The sequence below is a fragment of the Streptomyces sp. NPDC019224 genome (assembly GCF_040632605.1).
Lineage (GTDB): Bacteria > Actinomycetota > Actinomycetes > Streptomycetales > Streptomycetaceae > Streptomyces.
Genome location: NZ_JBEYCF010000048.1, coordinates 31,673 through 52,018 on the forward strand (window position 1 = coordinate 31,673; position 20,346 = coordinate 52,018).

Here is a 20,346-nt window from a genome sequence, read left to right on the forward strand (position 1 = left end):
CTGCACGACTGTTGTTTTGCGTTTGGTGCTGTGGCTCAATGTTCGATTGTGTGCTGTGCCTCACGGGTACGAGGCACTTCAGCTCTCTCGACAGGACGACGCCTTGAGACGACAAACGCCCCACCCCCGCGCTCTGTTCAGGACAGCGGCCTGCGCCGCCGCGCTCCTCATCCCCCTCGGTGCCACCCTTGTCCCGGCCGCCGCAGCCGCCCCGGCGTCCGCCGCATCGACCACGTTCAAGGCCGGTGACCCGGCCACCACGGTCCACGGGCTGAAGGGTGAGTACTTCAGCATGTCCGCGCCCGGCGCGCGGGACTTCGACAAGCTCGGCGGGGTCGCCCTCGACCCGCAGATCAACTTCCCCGGTCTCACGGGCACGTTCCAGTCCACCACCGGCCGCACGGAGAACACCACGGCCCGCTGGACCGGCTTCATCACCGCGCCCGAGGACGGTGACTACACCTTCTCCGCCAGCGGCGACAACGGCTTCCGGCTCTACATCGACGGCAAGGCCGTCATCGACCACTGGGTGCCCGACTGGGACAACGAGCAGACCAGCCAGCCGATATCGCTCAAGGCCGGCGAGCCGCACACGTTCAAGCTGGAGATGTTCCAGGACATCGGCGGCGCCAACATGTTCCTGCGCTGGTCCAGCGCGAACCAGGCCAAGCAGATCGTGCCGGAATCCGCCTTCACCCCGCCCGCCGACTTCGAGGTCTACCCGGTCGGGCTGAGCGTCGCGGACAACGGCACGGAGCTGCACGCCGTCTTCGAGGACGAGGTCAGCGACTACGCGGACCTGAAGAACCACCTCACCGTCGAGGCCGACACCACCCCGATGCCGGTCAAGTCCGTCACCCGGGCCGGCGACGGCAAGGAACTCGTCGTCGAGCTGGACGCGGCCGTCCTCAAGGACCAGCGCGTCAAGATCGCGTACGACGGGAAGGCCGGCCTCAAGTCGGGCGGCGAGACCGTCCCGGAGATCAACCGCACGGCCACCAACAACTCCACGCACCGCATCACCACCAAGTGGGGCGACAAGGTCGACCGCGACCACCCGCTGCCCGAGTACCCCCGGCCGCAGCAGGTGCGCGACAAGTGGAAGAACCTCAACGGCCAGTGGGAGTTCGCCGGGGCCAAGGCCGGCGAGCAGCCCGTCTTCGGCAAGAAGCTCGGTGAGCGCATCACCGTGCCGTACCCGGTCGAGTCGCAGCTCTCCGGTCTCGAACGCCACGAAGACCACATGTTCTACCGCAAGCTCGTCACCGTCCCGGAGAACTGGGCCGTCAAGGGCGACAAGTACGGCAAGAACAACCGGCTGAAGCTCAACTTCGGCGCCGTCGACTACCAGGCCACCGTCTGGGTCAACGGCAAGCAGGTCGCCGAGCACACCGGCGGCTACACCGCCTTCAGCGCGGACATCACCGACGCGATCAAGGGCAGCGGCCCGCAGGAGATCGTCGTCGCGGTCACCGACACCACCGGCGCCGACCAGCCCACCGGCAAGCAGTCGGCCAACCCCGGCGGCATCTTCTACACCGCCTCCTCCGGTATCTGGCAGACCGTCTGGATGGAGCCCGTCGCCCCGGCGGCCGTCGACTCCCTGACGACCACCCCGGACATCGACAAGGGCCGCCTGGCCCTGAAGGTGAACTCCGAGGACGCCTCGGCGTCCGCCACGATCACCGCGGTCGCCCGCGACAAGAAGGGCAAGGTCGTCGGCACGGTCACCGGACCGGCCAACAGCGACCTGAGCCTGCCCGTCGCCGAGCAGCACCTGTGGACGCCGGACGACCCGTACCTGTACGACCTTGAGGTCACTCTCAAGGACGGCCGCTCCAAGGACACCGTCGGCAGCTACTTCGGCATGCGCTCCGTCGGCATCGCCAAGGTCGGCGGCTACCAGAAGATCGTCCTCAACGGGAAGCCGTTCTTCTCGCTCGCCCAGCTCGACCAGGGCTTCTACCCGGACGGTCTGAACACCGCGCCCAGCGACGACGCGCTGGTCTTCGACCTGAAGGCGCAGAAGGACCTCGGCTTCAACTCCGTGCGCAAGCACATCAAGGTCGAGCCCGCTCGCTGGTACTACCACGCCGACCAGCTCGGTCTGTTCGTGTGGCAGGACTTCGTCTCCGGCAACCTCCCCACCGAGAAGGGCCACAAGGCCTTCATCGACCAGGGTGCCGAGATGATGAAGCAGTTCCACAACTACCCCTCGATCGGTTCCTGGATCGTCTTCAACGAAGGCTGGGGCGAGTGGGACCGCACCGAGACCGGCAAGCTCACCGAGCAGGTCCAGGCCGCCGACCCCTCGCGCATCGTCAACGCCCACAGCGGTGTCAACTGCTGCAACTCGAAGGGTGACTCGGGCAAGGGCGACATCATCGACCACCACGACTACAACAACACCGACCCGGCCTTCCCGGACGCCAACCGCGCCGCGATGGACGGTGAGCACGGCGGCTTCACCCTGCGGATGCCCGGCCACATGTGGCCCGGCGCCCCGACCGTGATCTACAGCGGTGTCGCCGACAAGGCCGCGCTGACCGCCAAGTACGTCGAGAACACCCGCAAGTACTACCTGGAGGCGGCCGGCGCCGAACTCTCCGGCTCCATCTACACCCAGGTGACCGACCTGGAGAACGAGCTCAACGGCCTCTGGACGTACGACCGCCGCGAGATCAAGGTCGACGCCGCCCAGGTCCGCAAGATCAACCAGGAGGTCATCGCCGCCGGCGCCGCCGCGGGCACCCGCACCCCCGTCAAGGGTGGCGGCTCCTGGTCCCTCGACGAGAACAAGGGCACCAAGGCGGCCGACAGCGGCCCGAACCACAAGGACCTCACCCTCTCCGAGGGCACGTCCTGGAGCACCGGCGTGCACGGCTCGGCCCTGAAGTTCGACGGCAACGGCCAGTACGCCGAGACCGACGGACCGGTCGTCGACACCACCGGCGACTACACCGTCTCCGCCTGGGCGTCCCTGGACGCGCTCCCGGGCAACTACGCCACCGTCGTCAGCCAGGACGGCCGGCGCCAGGAGAACCCCTTCTACCTCCAGTACGGACAGGGCGCGTTCGCCTTCTCCACCCCCGGCGCCCACCGGGCCCGCCTGGAGATCAAGCCCGAGCTCGGCCACTGGTACCACCTGGTCGGGGTCCGCAGCGGTGACGAGATCAAGCTGTACGTGGACGGCAAGCTCGCCTCCACCGCCCCGGCCGGATCGGCCGAGGTCAGCAGCGGCGCCCTGTCCCTGGGCCGCGCCAAGTGGTCGGGCAACAACACCGACTTCTGGAACGGCTCGGTGGACCAGGTCCAGGTGTTCGACAAGGCGCTCACCGACCAGGAGGTGACCGCGCTGCACGACGGCGGGAAGGCGTAACACCCCGCCCTCAGGGACCGCTCCCGGCGGTGCGCGGCACGAGCCCGCACCGCCGGGAGCTTCCGGCTGCCCAGGCGAGCCCGCCGGGCGGCCGGCACCCCGCCGCAACACCCCCTACGCGCCCGCGCCCCCACTGCTCTCCCGGACCAGCAGCCGGTGCGGGACGACGATCCGGCGCGCCGGCAGCCCGGCCAGCCGGCCGAGCACGCGCTCGCTCAGGCACTGCACCGCCCGCTCGGCGATCTGCGCCCGGTCCGGGGCGATCGTGGTGAGCGAAGGGGTGGAGAACCGCCCGTCCTCGATGTCGTCGAAGCCCACCAGCGCCAGGTCGCCGGGCACCCGCACCCCCTGCTCGCCGGCCGCCCGCAGCGCCCCCAGGGCCAGTTCGTCGTTGAAGCAGAACACCGCGTCCGGGCGTTCCGGCAGAAGCAGCAGCTCGCGAAGGGCCCGCGCCCCCTCCTCGCGGTGCAGGTCCGCCACCTCCACCTCGGCGACCGGACCCAGCCCCGCCTCGCGCAGCCCCTGCCGGAAGCCCTCGGCCCGCAGCTCGGCGGTGCCGCGCCCCAGGGCGGACTGCAGCCCGATCGCGGCCACGCGCCGCCGGCCGGCCGCCACCAGATGGCGGGCGGCGTCCCTGGCCGCCGCCACGTTGTCCAGCGCCACATGGTCGATGGACCCGTGCGGCTCGAGTTCGCCGAGGACGACGAGCGGCAGACCGCCCGCGAGCGAGGCCAGTTCGGCCGGGGGAGTCGACCAGGGGCTGATGATCATCCCGTCCATCCGATGGCCCTCGGAGCCCTCCAGCAGCCGCCGCTCCAGGTCCCCGCGGCCCCCGGTGCGCTCCAGGAGCACCGTCCAGCCGCGCTCCTGCGCTGCGTCGATGAGGAGGCCCGTGAGCGCCCCGAAGTAGGGGGAGTGGATCTCCGGGACGGCCACGCCGATGAGGCCCGTGCGGCCCTGCCGGAGGTTGCGGGCGGCGAGGTTGGGCCGGTAGCCCAGCTCCTCCACCGCGGCCAGCACGCGGGCCCGGGTCGCCGGGGCGACGGCGGCCGCGTTGCTCACCACGTTGGAGACGGTCCTGACGGACACGCCGGCGAGCGCGGCGACGTCCTTGAGTCTCGCTGCCACGTTCGGTGCTCCTGCTCTCTGCCGGCGGGCGGAGGGCCCGCGCCCTGTGCGCAGTGACCGTAACAGGTGGCGCGAGGTCCCTCCGTGCAGACTCTTGCCACGTTGGTTGCAACGTTGCAATATGGAGCGCGCCCCGACAGGACCGCCTCGACGGATAGGACCACGCCATGACTGAGACCACGACCGCCACCGCCCCGTTCCCGCCCGCCGAAGACGCGGTGCGCGATTTGTACAGCGCCGGGATCACCGCGTGCCGAGGGGCGTTCAGCCGGGAGTGGGCGGACCGGATGCGCGAGGACATCGACGCCGCCTTCGTCGAGGCGCGAGGCCGGGAGGGCGGCGCGGTCGGCCGCGGCCCCCACCGCTACTACGTGGAGATCCACCCGGAGCAGCTGCGGGGCTTCGTGGACCTCGTCGACCACCCCTGGGTCCGCGCGGTCAGCGAGGCGGTCCTCGGTCCCGACTACCGCATCGTCGAGCTGGGCTTCGACGTGCCGCTGGCCGGTGCGGTGAACCAGCCCTGGCACCGGGACTTCCCGATGCCGGAGGAGACCCGCCGCGACCGCCGGCTCACCTCGCTCGCCTTCAACCTCACGGCCGTCGACACGCGCGAGGACATGGGCCCGTTCGAGATCGCGCCCGGCACGCAGTGGGACGACGACGCGCGCTTCGGGCACGCGATGTTCCCGCGCCGCGAGGACTACCCGCGCTACGAGGCCCTGGCCGAGCGCAAGTTCCCGCAGCGGGGCGACATCTCGGCCCGCTCGGCCCTGACCGTCCACCGGGGCACGGCCAACCAGTCGCCCGACCCCCGTCCGGTCCTGGTGCTGGGTGTGGACGCCCCGGGCGCCGGCAACGACGGCCACCACGACATGGCGGTCACCCGGGAGTTCTGGGCGGCCCTGCCCGAGCGGGTCCGGGCGCACCTGGGCTGCCCGGTGGTCGACCGTCTCGCGCCCATCGTGCAGAAGCACACGATCGAGGGGCTGGTCATGGGCGACGCGTGACGATGCCGGGGCCGGGCGGAAGACCCGCCCGGCCCCGGCACACTCGCCCTGCCCCACCTCAGGGTGCCCGGGGCACCTCCACCGCCCGGGCGGTCTCCTCGGTGAACGTGTCCGGCTCCTTCGAGGCGTTGCCCAGGACCTGGTTCACCGCCCGCAGCCGGACCGCGTCCACCTCGACGACCCGGCGGTCGTGGGCGGGGAGCCCGTTCGCCACGTTCTCCACGTCGGTGATCCCGGTGTGGACCGAGGCGGACAGGCCCGCCGGCGGCCGGCCGGCCCGGATGCCGGCGATGCTCAGACGAGCTGCCAGAGGTGGTCGTCGCTGCCGTTGTCGTCGAACTGGACGACGTGCGCGCTGTCGTCCATGGACATGTTGTCGACCGCGAGGACCTTGCCGGAGTGGCGGTTGCGGATGCGGTACCAGCCGCCGCCGTCCGGGACGAGCTGCCAGAGGTGGTCGTCGGTGCCGTTGTCGTCGAACTGGACGACGTGGGCGCTGTCGTCCATGGACATGTTGTCGACGCCGAGGACCTTGCCGGAGTGGTGGTTGCGGATGCGGTACCAGCCGTCGCCCTCGGCGACGAGCCGCCAGTCGTGGTCGTCGGTGCCCGTGTCCCCGAACTGCACGACGTGCGCGCTGTTGGCGGTGGACATGACGTCGACGCCGAGGACCTTGCCGGAGTGGCGGTTGCGGATGCGGTACCAGCGGTCGGCGAGCCAGGGCTCCCCGTCCGGCGCGGCCGTCGGGAAGGAGGTGATGCGCAGCCGGGCCGCCCCCATCGGGACGAGCGTGACCTCCTCCACGGGCTCGGTGCTGCGGGCCGGGGAGTCCTGGAGCGGGGCGACCACGTGCTCGTCGTCGGCCGTCCATTCCGGGATGCGGCGGGCCTTCGCGGTGATGGACAGCGGGGTGCCGTCGAGCGTGAAGGGGTTGCCGCCCTTCGTCCCCCGGGCGGTGTGGTGCCGCAGGGAAGCGGCGGGCTTCTTCGCGTCCAGGACGAGCCCGTAGTTCCACGGGCCGGTCGCGTGGACCGCGTACTCCGGGAACTGCTCGGTGCCGCCGATGCGCTCGTACGTCTCGCCGATGCGCAGCGAGTACGTGAGCGGGCCGCGGTCCACGCTGACGGAGCCGTGGTTGTGCGCCCAGGTGCGGACGGTGGTGCGCTGCGGGAAGCGCAGGGTGACCCGGTCCCCGTCGGCCCAGGTGCGGTCGATCCTGGTGAAGGCGGGGCCGGCTGGAGCGTCCACGCGCCGCCCGTTCACCTGGATCTCAGGGGCGTCGCACCAGGCGGGCACGCGCAGCACCAGCGGGAAGCTCAGCCGCTTCGGGGCCTTCAGGGTCAGGGTGACGGTGTCCGTGAAGGGGTAGTCCGTCTCCTCGGTGAAGGTGACCTCGGTGCCGCCGGCGACCTTGGCCGTCACCTCGCAGGCGGCGTACATCGCGGCGGCCAGGCCCCCGTCGGGGGTGGCGAGCCACAGCTCCTCGGTGAAGTACGGCCAGCCCATGCCGTAGTTGTGCGGGCAGCAGCGGTACTGGTCGACGCCGGGCAGGAACGCCTGCATGGCGAAACCGTTCTGGAACTGCCGCTGCGTCTTGGGCGCGTTGTCCAGGTCGACGCTGTTGGCGCTGGTGACGTAGTGGATCGCCCGGCCCGACGGGTCGAGCGAGGCGGGCAGCGAGTTGAACGCCAGCTCCTCGCAGCGGTCGGCCCACAGCGGGTCGCCGGTGATCCGGGTCAGCAGCTGGTGGCTGGCCATGAACTCGACGATGCCGCAGGTCTCGAAGCCCTGCCGGGGGTCGCCGTGCCCGGGGCGCGCGTTCTCGTCCCCGGCGAACCCGCCGCCGGGGAACTGGCCGTACTGGTCCATGGCCTTGCCGTACGTCCCGTACGTGTCACGGGTGTCCTGGGCCGAGCCGCTGCGCAGCGCGTACTGGGCGGGCTCGCGGAAGCCCTGCGCGATGTTCACGTTGTGCGGGTTGACCAGGTTGTCGCCCCAGTCGGCGCCGTTCGTGTGGATCTTGTCGGCGAGATCCAGCAGGAAGGAGTCCCCGGTGCGGTTGTAGAGCCAGAACACGCTGTCCAGGCCGTCGCCCCAGCGCAGCGCGATCCAGCTGGTGTTGAAGGCGCCGGGGCCCTGGGTGTTCATGTAGCGGAAGAACCGGCTGAGGAAGGGGATGATCCGGGTGTCGCCGGAGTACTCCTGCCAGGAGCGCAGGGCCTGCACCAGCGGCAGGAACGGCCAGAAGTCCGGGCCGCCGTTCAGCGAGGTGCGCAGGGCCTTCGGGCCGAAGAACCCGTCGGACTGCTGGGTGGCGAGGATCGCGTCGAACCAACGGCGCACCGAGGCGAGTGCCTTGGTGTCGCCCGTGACGATCGCCAGGTCGGTGTAGCCGCGCAGCCAGTACGGGACCTCCTCCCAGCCGCCGAGTTCCGGGCGGACCCAGCCGGTGGCCGAGAAGTCCAGGAAGTGCGAGAACTCCTCGTACCGGCCGCACAATCCGTCCAGCTGGAGCTTCAGCTGTCCGGCGAGCCAGCCACGCGCGGTGACCTTGCCGGGCGGGAGCTTCAGGAAGGCGGTGGGGTGCAGGGGTGCGGCGTTGGGGGAGTAGTGGCCGCCGTGCGCGGGGCGCACCCGGTGCTCGGCGGCGGTCGCCGTGGCCGACCAGCGGCCGGCCGCGGTGGTGGCGGCGATGGTGGCGAGGGCGCCGGTCATGAGTTGTCTGCGGTTCAGGGGCATGGGGAAGGACTCCTGCTCTGCCGGAGACGGGACCCCGGCTTCGTTATGCACATGACAAGGAGGCCGCAGTGCGGCGCTCCGGACCGGTGTGCGCATGCTGAAGGACGCCGTGGCGATCCGGGCGGAGGATGCGGCATGCGTTCTGCAACGTTGGAAAATGAGGTTCCGGCGGTATGACAGCACGCCGCCAGGCGGCTGTCCAGGGGTGCGGCGGCATCCCTTCCGGTGGGGCGGCCGGGCCGGGGCGGACGGCTCCGACACATTTTGGAAACGCATCGGCAACGCTCTTGCCGCCTGTGCCGCACCGCCTATATAACGTTGTAAACCGAGCCGCCGAGAGGCCGCGCAGGCTCTCACGACCGCAGTTTGTGCAGCTAGGGGCTGTCTCCCAGCGGGGCCGTGAGTCCAGTGACGTCAGCCGCCGTGCAGCGGCCGATGCATCGTCCAGCCATGACCGACCGCACGCTCCTCGGCGTGCCGTCATCCCGCCAAGGAGCTCCCGCGCATGATGATCCAGCGCCGATCCCGTACCCTCGCCGTGGCCTGCCTGCTCGCCGCCACCGCCACGCTGGCCGTTTCCGGCTGCTCCAAGTCGGAGACCTCGGACAACGCGAGCAGCAACAGCAGCCAGGCGGCCCAGGCGGCCAAGACCCCCGAGTCGTCGTCCGGTTCCGGCTGCTCGCTGCAGAGCTACGGTGCGCCGAAGCTCGACCTGAAGAACGCCGTGGTCGGCTTCTCCCAGTCGGAGAAGGAGGCCAACCCGTTCCGTATCGCCGAGACCCAGTCCATCAAGGACGAGGCGAAGAAGCTCGGCGTCAAGAAGCTCCTCACCACCAACGCCCAGTCGCAGCTGTCCAAGCAGATCAGCGACATCCAGGACATGCTCGCCCAGGGCGCCCAGCTCCTCATCGTCGCCCCGCTGAACTCGGACGGTCTGGAGCCGGCCCTCAAGGCCGCCGCCGCCAAGAAGGTCCCGGTCCTCACCGTCGACCGCAAGCTCAACGCCACCGCCTGCAAGGACTACGTGGCCTTCCTGGGCTCCGACTTCGTGGAGCAGGGCAAGCGCGCCGCCGACGCGATGATCAAGTCGACCGGCGGCAAGGGCAAGGTCGCCATCCTCCTCGGCTCCTCGGGCAACAACGTCACCACCGACCGCACCAAGGGCTTCGTCGACCAGCTCAAGGCCAAGGCCCCCGGCATGGAGATCGTCGCCCAGCAGACCGGTGAGTTCGCCCGCGACAAGGGGCAGCAGGTCACGGAGCAGCTGATCCAGTCCAAGCCCGACATCACCGCCATCTACGCGGAGAACGACGAGATGGGCCTCGGCGCGCTCACCGCGGTGAAGGCCGCCGGCAAGAAGCCCGGCAAGGACATCAAGATCGTCTCCGTCGACGGCACCCGCAACGCCGTCCAGGCCATCGTCAACGGCGAGTACAACGCCGTCATCGAGTCCAACCCGCGCTTCGGCCCGCTCGCCTTCGCGACCGCGCAGAAGTTCTACGGCGGCGAGGAGATCCCGGAGAACGTCATCATCAGCGACCGCGCCTACGACGAGGACAACGCCAAGTCCACGGTCGGCAACGCGTTCTGACCCGGCCCGGCACCATCTGCCCGTACCGGCTCCGTCGGTTCACCGCCGCCGTGGCGCTTCCCCGCCACGGCGGCCCCCGGGCCCACACCCTTGGAAGAGCGGAAGGCCAAGACCAGCCATGGCACCACCCGAAGCAGTACCGCAGCCGCCGGAGCCGGCCGCCGATGTGAAGGAGACGAGCGCGACCGCCACGGCACCTGCCGTCCTGGAGGCCCGCTCGGTGAGCAAGCGCTTCCCGGGCGTCGTCGCCCTCGACGGCGTCTCCTTCTCCCTGCGCGCCGGCGAGACCCACGCCCTGGTGGGGGAGAACGGAGCCGGGAAGTCCACCCTCATCAAGGTGCTCACCGGCGTCTACCGCCCCGACGAGGGCGAACTGCGGCTGTCCGGACAACAGGTCGCGTTCACCCGGCCGTTCGAGGCCCAGCAGGCCGGGATCTCCACGATCTACCAGGAGGTGAACCTCGTCCCGCTGATGAGCGTGGCGCGCAACATCTTCCTCGGCCGCGAACCCAGGAACCGCTTCGGCCTGATCGACTTCCCCCGGATGCACCGCGAGGCCACCGAACTGCTCGAAGGCTTCGGTGTCCGCGTCGACCCGAAGCGCCCCCTGCACACCCTGGGCATCGGCACCCAGCAGATGGTCGCGATGGCCCGCGCCGTCTCCGTCAACGCCCAGGTCGTCATCATGGACGAACCCACCTCCTCGCTGGAGCCCCGTGAGGTCGAGACCCTCTTCCGGGTCATCGAGGACCTGCGCGGACGCGGCATCGCCGTCCTCTACGTCAGCCACCGCATGGACGAGCTGTACCGGATCTGCGAACGCGTCACCGTCCTGCGCGACGGTCACCACATCCACACCGGCGACCTCGCCGACCTCGACCGGATGCAGCTCGTCTCGATGATGCTCGGCCGCGACCTGGCCGAGGTGCGCCGCGAAGGGCTCACCAGCTTCGGCACCGAGGGCCACGACGCGGCGCGCACCCCGGTGCTCACCGCCACCGGCCTCTCCCGCGACCACCAGCTGCACGACATATCCCTCGACCTGTACGCGGGTGAGGTCCTCGGTCTCGGCGGGCTCCTCGGCTCCGGCCGCAGCGAGACCGCCAAGGCCATCGCCGGAGCACTGAGCCTGGACGCCGGCGAGGTGAGCATCGGCGGACGCACCCTGCGCAGACTCACCTCCGCGGGAGCCATCCGCTCCGGCATCAGCCTGCTGCCCGAGGACCGCAAGGCCGAGGGCATCGTCCCCGGCCTCTCGGTCCGCGAGAACATCGTGCTGGCCGCGATGCCCCGCCTCTCCCGGGCCGGCATCGTCTCCCGCGCCAAGCAGGACCGCGTCGTCGACATCTTCATGAAGCGGCTGCGGATCAAGGCGGCCAGCCCCGAGCAGAAGGTCGGCGAACTCTCCGGAGGCAACCAGCAGAAGGTCCTGCTGGCCCGCTGGCTCTGCCTGGAGCCCAAGGTCCTGCTGCTCGACGAACCCACCCGGGGCATCGACGTCGGCGCCAAGGCCGAGGTCCAGAGCCTCATCGACGACCTCGCCCGCGAGGGCCTCGCCGTCCTGCTCATCTCCTCCGACATCGAGGAACTGATCGAGGGCGCCGACCGCATCGTCGTCCTGCGCGGCGGCGTGGTCGCGGGTGAACTGGCGGGCGACGAGGTGGCCGAGAGCCATCTGCTCGAAGTACTCGCCGACCACTCACCGGCAGCCGAGGACAAGGCGCCGGCCGCCAAGGAGGACCCCCGATGACCCAGGCCGCAGTCACCACCCCCGCAGCCCGGCCACTGGCCCGGCTGCGCGACCCCGCCTGGTACCAGGAGTACGGCGTCTACCTCGCCGTCGCGGTCGTCCTCGTCTTCAACGCCCTGTTCACCGAGCACTTCATGACGGTGGACAACCTCCGCACCCAGCTCGTCCAGGTCGCCCCGATCGTCATCGTCGCCCTCGGCATGGCGCTCGTCATCGGCACCGAGGGCGTCGACCTCTCCGTCGGCTCGACCATGGCACTGGCCGCCGCGCTGCTGCCGCTCTACCTCGGCTACGGACTGGTCCCGGCCCTCGTCATGGCGATGCTGGCCGGCGCCCTCGTCGGAGCGGTCAACGGCACCCTGGTCTCCCTCGTCGGACTCCAGCCGATCGTCGCCACACTGGCCCTGTTCGTCGGTGGCCGGGGCCTGGCCCTGGTCATGGCGGACAGCCAGCTCAAGCAGATCGTCAACCCCGACCTGCTGTCCCTGGGCACCGGTTCCTTCCTCGGCATCCCCCTGGTCGTCCTCATCGCCGGTGTCCTCGCCGTCGCCGTGGCCTTCCTCGTCACCCGGACCACCTTCGGCCGCCAGGTCGTCGCCATCGGCGGCAACCGCTCCGCGGCCGCACTCGCCGGACTGCCCGTACGGCGGGTGCTCATCGGCGTGTACGTGATCTGCGGGGTGCTGGCCGCACTCGCGGGCATCCTGGCCACCGCCAGGCTCACCGCCAGCGACCCCTCCTCGCTCGGCACACTCATGGAACTCTCCGCCATCACGGCGGTCGTGGTGGGCGGCACCCCGCTCAACGGCGGCTCCATCCGGATCCTCGGCACCGTCGCCGGCGCCCTGCTGATGCAGCTGCTGCGCGCCACCCTCATCAAGCACGACCTGCCCGACTCCACCGCACAGATCGCCCAGGCGGCCATCATCATCGCCGCCGTCTACGTCGCCCGGGAGCGTCGGTCCCGATGAACGAAACCTCACCCGCCCCGGTGGCCTCCGCCCCGGCACCGCGCAAGACCCCCCCGACGTCCGGCGGCACCACGCCGAAGCCCGGCACCGGGGCGCAGCGTCCGACCGGCCGCAGGATCACCGAACTCCTGCAGCGCCAGGGCGTGCTGGTCGTCCTCCTCACGGTCGTGATCATCGCGTCCTTCATCTACCCCACGACGTTCGCCACCCTGGACAACACCCGCGGGGTGACCGTCCAGGCCTCGTTCCTGGCCGTCGTCGCGCTCGGGATGACCATGGTCATCATCACCGGCGGCATCGACCTGTCCGTCGGCTCCGTCTTCGCACTGGGCGGGGTACTCGCCGCCTGGGCGTCCCAATGGGGCTTCCTGCCCGCCCTGTTGGTCCCGCTCGTGGTCTGCGGCGCGATCGGCCTGCTCAACGGCTTCCTCGTGGCCCGCGCCGGAATGGCCCCGTTCATCGTCACGCTCGCCACCCTGCTCGGGGCGCGCGGGCTGCTCCTCGCGATCACGGACGAGGGCGCCACCACCTACCTGGTGCCCAAGGACTCCGCCTTCGCCGAACTCGGCCAGGGCGCGATCTGGGGCTTCGGCTATCCGATCTTCATCGCCCTCGCCCTGTTCGGCGCCGGCGGACTGCTCCTGCAGCGCACCTCGTTCGGGCAGACGATCTTCGCCGTCGGCGGCAGCAGCGACGCGGCCACGCTGATGGGCCTGCCGGTCGCCCGTACCAAGATGCTCGTCTACACGCTCAGCGGACTGCTGGCCGGACTGGCCGGCGCGCTCAACGCCGCCCGGCTCTCCTCCGGAGTCACCATCATCGGCGTGGGCATGGAGCTCGACGCGATCTCCGCCGTCGTCATCGGCGGCACCCTCCTCATCGGTGGCGCCGGCGCGATCAGCGGAACGCTCTGGGGCGTTCTGCTCCTCCAGGTCATCCAGAACCTGATCAACCAGATCGGCACGCTGAACTCCTCGTACCAGTCGGTCGTCAGCGGAGGTTTCCTTATCGTTGTCGTCGTGGCCCAGCGCTATCTGGCGCGCGGTCGCAGAACCACCTGAAGCGGTGCCGGGGCCCCACGGCCCCGGCACCGTCCGAGCCGATCGAGCCGAACCGGCGGAGCCGGGCCACCGCGCCTCACCGCGCGCCAAGTCGATTCAGGGGAGTGCCGTGGGCGTCAGCCTCAAGGACGTTGCGCAACGGGCGGGCGTGTCCATCAAGACCGTGTCGAACGTGGTGAACAACTATCAGCACGTCACACCGAAGATGCGGGCCAAGGTGCAGCAGGCCATCGACGAGCTCGGCTACCGGCCGAACCTCACCGCCCGCCATCTGCGCAAGGGCCGCACCGGGATCATCGCGCTCGCCGTCCCCGAGTTCGGCAACCCGTACTTCGCTGAGCTCGCCGGCGCGGTCGTCGACGCCGCCGCCCGGCACGACTACACCGTGCTGGTCGACCACACCGGCGGACTGCGCGAGAAGGAACTCCTGGTCAGCCAGGGATTCCGGTCCCATGTCATCGACGGGCTCATCCTCAGCCCGATCCACCTGGAGACCGAGGACCTGATGGCGCGCACCGAGACCGCGCCCCTGGTCCTGCTCGGCGAGCGCGAGTACGAGGCCCCGTACGACCACATCGCCATCGACAACATCGCGGCGGCGCGCGACGCGGTGCGCCATCTCATCGACCTCGGCCACCGCCGGATCGCCTTCCTCGGCTCCCGAACCGGCCGCGAACGCCAGCCCGCCCACCTCCGGCTGCGCGGCTGGCGCGAGGAACTGGCCGCCGCCGGCATCGAGCCCGACGAGGCGTTGGTCGTCGTCACCGACGGCTACGGCCGCGAGGACGGGGCCTCCGCCATGGCCGCGCTGCTGGACCGCGGCGAGCGGCCCGACGCCGTCTTCGCGTACAACGACCTCATCGCCATCGGCGCCATGCGCACCCTCTCGGAGCGCGGTCTGCGCATCCCCGAGGACGTCGCCGTCGTCGGGTTCGACGACATCGAGGAAAGCCTCTACGGGGCGACCACGCTCACCACCGTGGCGCCCGACAAGGAGGCCATCGCCCGGCTCGCCGTCGACAGCCTCGTCGAGCGCCTCTCCGGCGACCAGCCGACCGAGCCGAGGCGGCCCCGGCCCGGCTACCGGCTCGTCGTCCGCGAATCCACCGTCCCCCGGGCCGCCGCCGCCCAGGCCGCACCGTAGGCCCGGCCCGGACCCCCGCCACACGGGGGGAGTCCGCCGCACCTGTCCCCGGCCCGCCCGTCCGGCCGCCCGCCCGATCGCCCCAAGGATCATTGATGCCTCGCCCCACCGTGCACAGCAAACCGTTCGGCGCCCACGGGCCCACGGACGTCGACATCTGGACGCTCGACTCCGGCACCGGAGTCCGGGCCGAGATCCTCACCTACGGCGGCGTCCTGCACCGGCTCACCGTGCCCGACACCGCCGGCACCCCGGCCTCGGTCGTCCGCTCGCTGCCCGCCCTCGACGACTACACGGGCAAGAACCCGTTCTTCGGCGCCCTCGTCGGCCGTTACGCCAACCGCATCGCGCACGGCAGGTTCACCCTCGACGGTACGGAGCACCAGGTCCCCGCCACCGACCGGGGCCACGCCCTGCACGGCGGCCCCGACGGCTTCAACAACCGTGTCTGGCAGGCCACCGGCACCGCCACCGACGAAGCCGCCGTCCTGCGGCTCACCCTGCACAGCCCCGACGGCGACATGGGCTTCCCCGGCGCCCTGGACGTGACCGTGACGTACACCCTCGACGCGACGGGCACCCTCGCGCTCGACTACACGGCGGCCACCGACCGAGCCACCGTCGTCAACCTCACCAACCACGCCTACTTCGACCTGACCGCCCGGGGCGACATCCTCGGCCACACCCTCCAGGTGGACGCCGGGTACTACCTGCCGGTCGACGAGGAGGGCATCCCCGAGGCCCCCGCCGCTCCCGTCGCCGCCACCCCGTTCGACCTGACCGCACCCCAGGTCCTCGCGGACCGCATCGCCCTGCCGCACGAACAGCTGCGCCGGGCGGGCGGGTTCGACCACTGCTGGGTCCTCGACACTCCGGACACGCCCGGCGGACTGCGCCGCGCCGCCCGCCTCACGGCTCCGGACGGCGGGCGGGTCATGGAGGTGTGGACCACCGAACCCGGCATCCAGGTCTACACCGCCAACCAGCTGGACGGCACCCTGGCCGACCCCGACGGGGGCCATCACGAACGGCACAGCGCCGTCTGCCTGGAGACCCAGCACCTGCCCGACTCGCCCAACCGCCCCGACCAGCCGGCCACCGTCCTGCGCCCGGGCGAGGACTTCCGCAGCCGCACCGAGTTCCGCTTCCCGCATCTGACGAGCCCCTCGTAGAAGCGGCCGGCGCCCAGGCCGGCGAGGACGGTGGCCGGGTTCTGCGAGCGCTCCACCGCCTGCCCCCGTCCGCCCGCGCACGCCGCCCCGGTCTCCGCGAGACCGGGGCCCGGCCGTCCCACCATGCCAGGGGCCCCTCAGGACAGTTCCTGCCCACTGCGTGAACTACGACAAGGCTCGTAGTATGGGGGACCCATACGGAGCGACGATGCGGAGAGCGACCGTGACCCCCGCCAGTACCACCGACCCGGCAGCGGGCGCGCGCACCCTGGCCCACCCCGCCCGCGAGGACATCAGGATCGAGACGGTCCTGCACGCGCTCTCCGATCCGGTACGGCTGTGCGTCGTACGCGAACTGGCCGCCGCCGAGGGCGAGCTCACCTGCTCCTGCTTCGACCTTCCGGTCACCAAGTCCACCAGCACGCACCACTTCCGGGTGCTGCGCGAGAGCGGCATCGTCCAGCAGACGTACCGGGGCACGGCCAAGATGAACGGGCTGCGGCGGGACGACCTGGAGGCGCTGTTCCCCGGGCTGCTCGACCGCATCCTCGAAGCGGCGGCCCGCCAGACGGCGCGCCTCGGCGAGGGCTGACGGGGCTGCGGCCTCCCCGCCCCGGGTCACGTCGCGCCTACGGGGCGTAGCACCTCATTGACCGATCAGCCGCGACGGGACATGCTGTACCCCCGCCCGGCCCGGTTCCGGCGGCGCAGGGGATCGTCGGAACCGGGACGCCTCAGGCGGCGTTTCTGTCGCTGCCCCCGGTGGCGGCGGCCCACTCGACCAGCAGCCGCTGGTACTGCTCCTCGTCCTCCGGGGAGAGGTGACCGCCCGAACGCCGCCACAGGTCGCGAATGTCTTCATTCACCACTGCTGCGGGACGTACGGAATCGGACGGGCACGGAGTCGGGGACATGTCTACCAGGCTAAGGCCACGATGTGACAATCCGACCCATTGCGCGTCAGGGACATCTCTCACATGTGTCTCAGGCAACCTTCTCGGTCAGTCCGAGTTCCCGCAGCCCGTCCGGCCGCTCCTCCACCGGCAGATGACGTACGAAACGCACCTCGCAGCCCAGCGCGGCCGCCCCGCCGTCCGCGTGGCGGTCGTCGCCGACCATCACCACATCCGTCGGAGCCTGTCCCAGAAGTGTGCACGCCGTGTGGAAGAGGCGTGCGTCCGGCTTCTGGACGCCGTGCTCGAAGGAGAGCACATACGCGTCCACGTACGGGTCCAGGCCGTGCGCCCGGAAGACGGGCCGCAGGTCCCAGCCGATGTTGCTGACGACCCCGATCCCGACCCCCGCCTCGCGCAGCCCGGCCAGGACCTCCGCCGCGTCCGGGTAGGGCCGCCAGGCGTCCGGGCTCAGATGGCGGTCGTACAGCGCGTCGTACAGCCCCGGGTCGGGCAGGGCGACCTGGCGGGCCAGACCGGTGTACACGGCGCGGTGCAGCTCCGCGCTCTCGTCGCGGTGCGCCCATCCGTGCGCCAGTTCCCCGGGTATCCGCTTCGGGCTGGGCCCGCCCGGCAGCGCGCCGAACGCCTCCAGCTCCGTCGCGTACCGCTCGAATGCGGCCCGGTCCACGCTCACCCCCCGCTCGGCGAGGGCCGCGGCGAGCCAGGAACGGACGGATTCGATCCGGAACAGCGTCCCGGAGAAGTCGAAGAGGGCACCCTTGATCAGCATGGCACCGATCCTCGCCGACCGTCCGGCAGCGGGCAAGGGCCCCTGTCCGGCCCCCGGCAGCGGGCGGGAGTGCCTGTTCAGCCCTCCGGCAGCGGGCAGGACGGTCCGCCGAGCCTCCGCCGTGGCATGGTGTCCGCTCAGCCGCCCCGCCCGTGGCGCCCGGGAAAGGCGGCGCTCCACCGGTCGAAGCCGCAGACCGCGAAGGCGGTCAGCGCCGCCCCCAGGAGCCACCCGCCCAGGACGTCGGACGGCCAGTGCACGCCCAGATACAGCCGGGTCAGACCGACCCCCAGCACCGAGACGGCCGCCGCGCCCAACGCCGCCCGCCGCAGCCGTGACCACGCGCCGGACCGGTGCAGCAGCCACAGCAGCAGCCCGCAGCTCACCGTCGCCGTCATCGCGTGGCCCGAGGGGTAGGCCGCGTACGAGGCGGAGTCCACCGGGTCGGCCCACCGGGGCCGGTCCCGGCCGACGGCGGCCTTGATTCCCTGCTGCAGAAGCGCGGAGAGCAGGGGCATCGCCGCGACCCAGACCGCGAGCGGCCGGGCCCCGCGCCACCACAGGGCCACCACCGCCACGGCGATCAGGGCGCGCATCGCCCACGGATCCCACAGCCAGTCCGTCAGCAGCCGGTTGACATGGACCAGGCCGGGCTCGGTCACCGCCCGCCGGTGCAGCGCGTTCGCGACCTCGAGGTCCAGATCCGTCAGCGGTCTCCACCGGGCGACGACCAGGGCCGTCACCGCCCCGCCGAGGAGCGCGCAGACGACTCCCGCCCGCGCGAGGGGGGAAACGGTGCGGACGTGTCCGACGGGGGAGAGCAGCGGAATGTGCATGGCACGATCCTCGCCGACGGGCGCCCCCTCCGGCCATTCCAGCACGCCGGAGAGCGGGACCGGCCGGTCGCGGTTACTTCAGAGCGCTGAGCCCCGGGACGAACGCCACCAGCAGCGGCACCACGGGCACCAGGGCCGCCGCCGCGGTCAGCCGCAGCCGCCGTCCGGCCGTGAGCCTGCCCGCCGGTGCCAGCAGCCGGTTCACCCGCTGCGGCAGCTCCGCGTCCGCGGTGGGGAAGGGGCCGAACACGCCCCGGTCCTCGTTGAGTTCGACCAGGGCGAGGGCGGTCGTCAGCCGGCCGAAGCGCCGCGAGGCGACGTCGTCGGCGGCCAGCTCGACCAGCCGGTGCATCTCGTTCCGGAAGGCCGCGAACACCGGAACCTGCGGGAATCCGGAGGCCAGCGCCTCCGAGCAGTTGAGCAGCCAGTCGTGCCGAGCCTGCGCATGGCCCTGCTCATGGGCCAGGACCGCGTCGAGCCGACGTCCCTTCAGCCGGCCCAGCGCGGCCGTGGTGATGACGAGTCGGGGCGCGGCGCCGGGCAGCCACCAGGCGTCGGGGCGCTCACCCTCCAGCACCACCAGACGCCCGCTCCCCGGATCTTCGCCGGGCATCAGCGGGGCGCGCACCAGGAGTTCGGCCCGCCGCTGCCTGCGCCGCAGATGCGCCCGGTGGATCACCCGGGCCAGCATGGCCGCCGTCCACACCCCACCGAGGGCCAGCAGCACCGCCATCACCGCCGACCACGGCCCGTAGGCCGCGAGCGCGTACGCCTCCACGACGGCGTGCGGCGCGGGCGCGAAGACATGGCCCCGCACCGCCTGCCACGCCGTGGCGGCGCTGAACGTCATGGAGAGGGTGAATGAGAGCAGCACCGCGGCCACCACGCACTGCCACACCCACAGGGCCACCACGGGCTCCCGCTCGGGCCACCGGGCCCGCGCCATCAGACGCGGGGTCACGACGGCGGCCAGTGCACCGAGCAGCAGCAGCGCTAGGGAGACCCACATGGCGTCAGCCTATGAGGGCCACGCCACACACGGGTATGGGTCCGCACACCAAGTGACGCACACCACGAAGGGTGGCCTTCTCCGTCTCACAGGGTGAGCAGCATCGCGAACATGGCTATGCCCATGGTCAGCCGGCAGGCCAGTGCCAGCTCGGGGCGCGTCCCCCACCCCGCGGACGGCGGCCCGCCCGGGACCGTCGCGGTCACCGGCACCAGCCGGGCGCCCGAGCGCAGCACGTACACCGCGTAATAGACGAGGAGCAGCCCCGTCAGCAGAGGTATGCCGCCCGCTCCGGCCATGCCGGGGGAGCCCATCGTGTGCGCGGCGTGGCCGCCGTGCCCCCCCGCTCCGGCCCGGCCCATCACGAGGGCCATGTAGACCATCGCCGAGGAACCGACCAGGTGATGCAGATGGTGACCGCTGCGCCGGGAGAACCACAGGGCCCGCAGCGCCGCCGCCCCGAACAGCACCGCGTACACCCCCCAGCCCCAGGCGGGCGGGGCGACGGCGGCGGCCGGCACGGCCATCGCGGCCATACCGAAACCCATCAGCGCCTCCGCCCGCGCGGTCCTGCGCTCCTCCTCGCTTCCCGTACGGGTGCGCAGCAGGCAGTACGAGCCCGTCACCGCGCACAACGCCATCAGCAGCCATCCGGACATCGCCGGTCCGTGCACAGCGGCCCTCCCCCCGGGCGAACGCCATCTCCGTCGACCAGTAGATGCCCGGGGCCGCACGCCCGTACGCGGCGCACTGGGGTACAGGGGGAGCGCGCGGCGGGAGTGTTTCCTCGATGCGCCTGGTGCGGGCGCCCCCGCGCGCCCCCCGAGGGGGCCGCCCGGAGCAGGGACGCGTTCGGCGGAGTTACGCTGCTGC

The 20,346-nt window shown here is 71.5% G+C and carries 17 protein-coding genes; 9 read left to right on the top strand and 8 right to left on the bottom strand.

What is annotated here, in order from left to right; translation table 11 throughout:
- Positions 1 to 103: 103 nt before the first annotated feature.
- On the top strand, positions 104 to 3,379 hold the full coding sequence (locus tag ABZ564_RS25710; protein ID WP_360860913.1) for a LamG-like jellyroll fold domain-containing protein: 3,276 nt from the start codon (positions 104 to 106) through the stop codon (positions 3,377 to 3,379).
- A gap of 114 nt (positions 3,380 to 3,493) precedes the next feature.
- Here the strand turns inward: ABZ564_RS25710 and ABZ564_RS25715 are convergent, their stop codons facing one another.
- Positions 3,494 to 4,507 carry a LacI family DNA-binding transcriptional regulator gene (locus ABZ564_RS25715; RefSeq protein WP_360860915.1) on the bottom strand — a complete coding sequence of 338 codons (1,014 nt, stop codon included), beginning with the start codon at positions 4,505 to 4,507 and terminating at the stop codon, positions 3,494 to 3,496.
- 167 nt (positions 4,508 to 4,674) lie between these two features.
- Here ABZ564_RS25715 and ABZ564_RS25720 point away from each other — a divergent pair, with 167 nt between their 5' ends.
- Positions 4,675 to 5,514: a phytanoyl-CoA dioxygenase family protein gene (locus ABZ564_RS25720; RefSeq protein ID WP_360860917.1), complete on the top strand. Its 840-nt coding sequence runs from the start codon at positions 4,675 to 4,677 to the stop codon at positions 5,512 to 5,514.
- A 58-nt stretch (positions 5,515 to 5,572) separates the two neighbouring features.
- Here the strand turns inward: ABZ564_RS25720 and ABZ564_RS25725 are convergent, their stop codons facing one another.
- The gene (locus ABZ564_RS25725) at positions 5,573 to 5,737 is read right to left on the bottom strand and encodes a hypothetical protein (RefSeq protein ID WP_360860962.1); all 165 of its coding nucleotides are present in this window, start codon (positions 5,735 to 5,737) and stop codon (positions 5,573 to 5,575) included.
- Positions 5,738 to 5,808: 71 nt separating this feature from the next.
- On the bottom strand, positions 5,809 to 8,253 hold the full coding sequence (locus ABZ564_RS25730) for a beta-L-arabinofuranosidase domain-containing protein (RefSeq protein WP_360860919.1): 2,445 nt from the start codon (positions 8,251 to 8,253) through the stop codon (positions 5,809 to 5,811).
- Between the two features lie 505 nt (positions 8,254 to 8,758).
- Here ABZ564_RS25730 and ABZ564_RS25735 point away from each other — a divergent pair.
- The 7 genes from ABZ564_RS25735 to ABZ564_RS25765 all read left to right on the top strand — a co-directional run bounded on the left by ABZ564_RS25735 (position 8,759) and on the right by ABZ564_RS25765 (position 16,534).
- On the top strand, positions 8,759 to 9,844 hold the full coding sequence (locus ABZ564_RS25735; RefSeq protein WP_360860921.1) for an ABC transporter substrate-binding protein: 1,086 nt from the start codon (positions 8,759 to 8,761) through the stop codon (positions 9,842 to 9,844).
- 118 nt (positions 9,845 to 9,962) lie between these two features.
- Positions 9,963 to 11,594: a sugar ABC transporter ATP-binding protein gene (locus ABZ564_RS25740; protein ID WP_360860923.1), complete on the top strand. Its 1,632-nt coding sequence runs from the start codon at positions 9,963 to 9,965 to the stop codon at positions 11,592 to 11,594.
- On the top strand, positions 11,591 to 12,565 hold the full coding sequence (locus ABZ564_RS25745) for an ABC transporter permease (protein WP_360860924.1): 975 nt from the start codon (positions 11,591 to 11,593) through the stop codon (positions 12,563 to 12,565). Before ABZ564_RS25740 ends, ABZ564_RS25745 begins: the two co-directional genes overlap by 4 nt.
- Positions 12,562 to 13,626 carry an ABC transporter permease gene (locus ABZ564_RS25750; protein WP_360860926.1) on the top strand — a complete coding sequence of 355 codons (1,065 nt, stop codon included), beginning with the start codon at positions 12,562 to 12,564 and terminating at the stop codon, positions 13,624 to 13,626. Before ABZ564_RS25745 ends, ABZ564_RS25750 begins: the two co-directional genes overlap by 4 nt.
- Positions 13,627 to 13,735: 109 nt before the next feature.
- A complete protein-coding gene (locus ABZ564_RS25755) occupies positions 13,736 to 14,770 on the top strand; it encodes a LacI family DNA-binding transcriptional regulator (RefSeq protein ID WP_360860928.1) in 1,035 nt (344 codons plus the stop codon).
- 95 nt (positions 14,771 to 14,865) lie between these two features.
- Entirely contained in the window at positions 14,866 to 15,942 is a 1,077-nt protein-coding gene (locus tag ABZ564_RS25760) for an aldose epimerase family protein (protein ID WP_360860930.1), read from the top strand.
- A gap of 208 nt (positions 15,943 to 16,150) precedes the next feature.
- Positions 16,151 to 16,534, top strand: coding sequence for a transcriptional regulator (locus ABZ564_RS25765; RefSeq protein WP_360860932.1), 384 nt, complete (start codon positions 16,151 to 16,153; stop codon positions 16,532 to 16,534).
- A 142-nt stretch (positions 16,535 to 16,676) separates the two neighbouring features.
- Here ABZ564_RS25765 and ABZ564_RS25770 read toward each other — a convergent pair whose 3' ends face one another.
- The 5 genes from ABZ564_RS25770 to ABZ564_RS25790 form a co-directional block, all read right to left on the bottom strand.
- A complete protein-coding gene (locus tag ABZ564_RS25770) occupies positions 16,677 to 16,856 on the bottom strand; it encodes a hypothetical protein (protein ID WP_360860934.1) in 180 nt (59 codons plus the stop codon).
- A gap of 70 nt (positions 16,857 to 16,926) precedes the next feature.
- Positions 16,927 to 17,628, bottom strand: a complete 702-nt coding sequence (locus tag ABZ564_RS25775) for an HAD-IA family hydrolase (protein ID WP_360860936.1) — start codon at positions 17,626 to 17,628, stop codon at positions 16,927 to 16,929.
- 137 nt (positions 17,629 to 17,765) lie between these two features.
- Complete coding sequence (locus tag ABZ564_RS25780) at positions 17,766 to 18,464, bottom strand: phosphatase PAP2 family protein (protein ID WP_360860938.1); 699 nt, start codon at positions 18,462 to 18,464, stop codon at positions 17,766 to 17,768.
- 73 nt (positions 18,465 to 18,537) lie between these two features.
- Positions 18,538 to 19,473, bottom strand: a complete 936-nt coding sequence (locus tag ABZ564_RS25785; protein WP_360860940.1) for a M48 family metalloprotease — start codon at positions 19,471 to 19,473, stop codon at positions 18,538 to 18,540.
- An 86-nt stretch (positions 19,474 to 19,559) separates the two neighbouring features.
- Positions 19,560 to 20,147: a DUF5134 domain-containing protein gene (locus ABZ564_RS25790; protein ID WP_360860942.1), complete on the bottom strand. Its 588-nt coding sequence runs from the start codon at positions 20,145 to 20,147 to the stop codon at positions 19,560 to 19,562.
- Between the last annotated feature and the right edge of the window lie 199 nt (positions 20,148 to 20,346).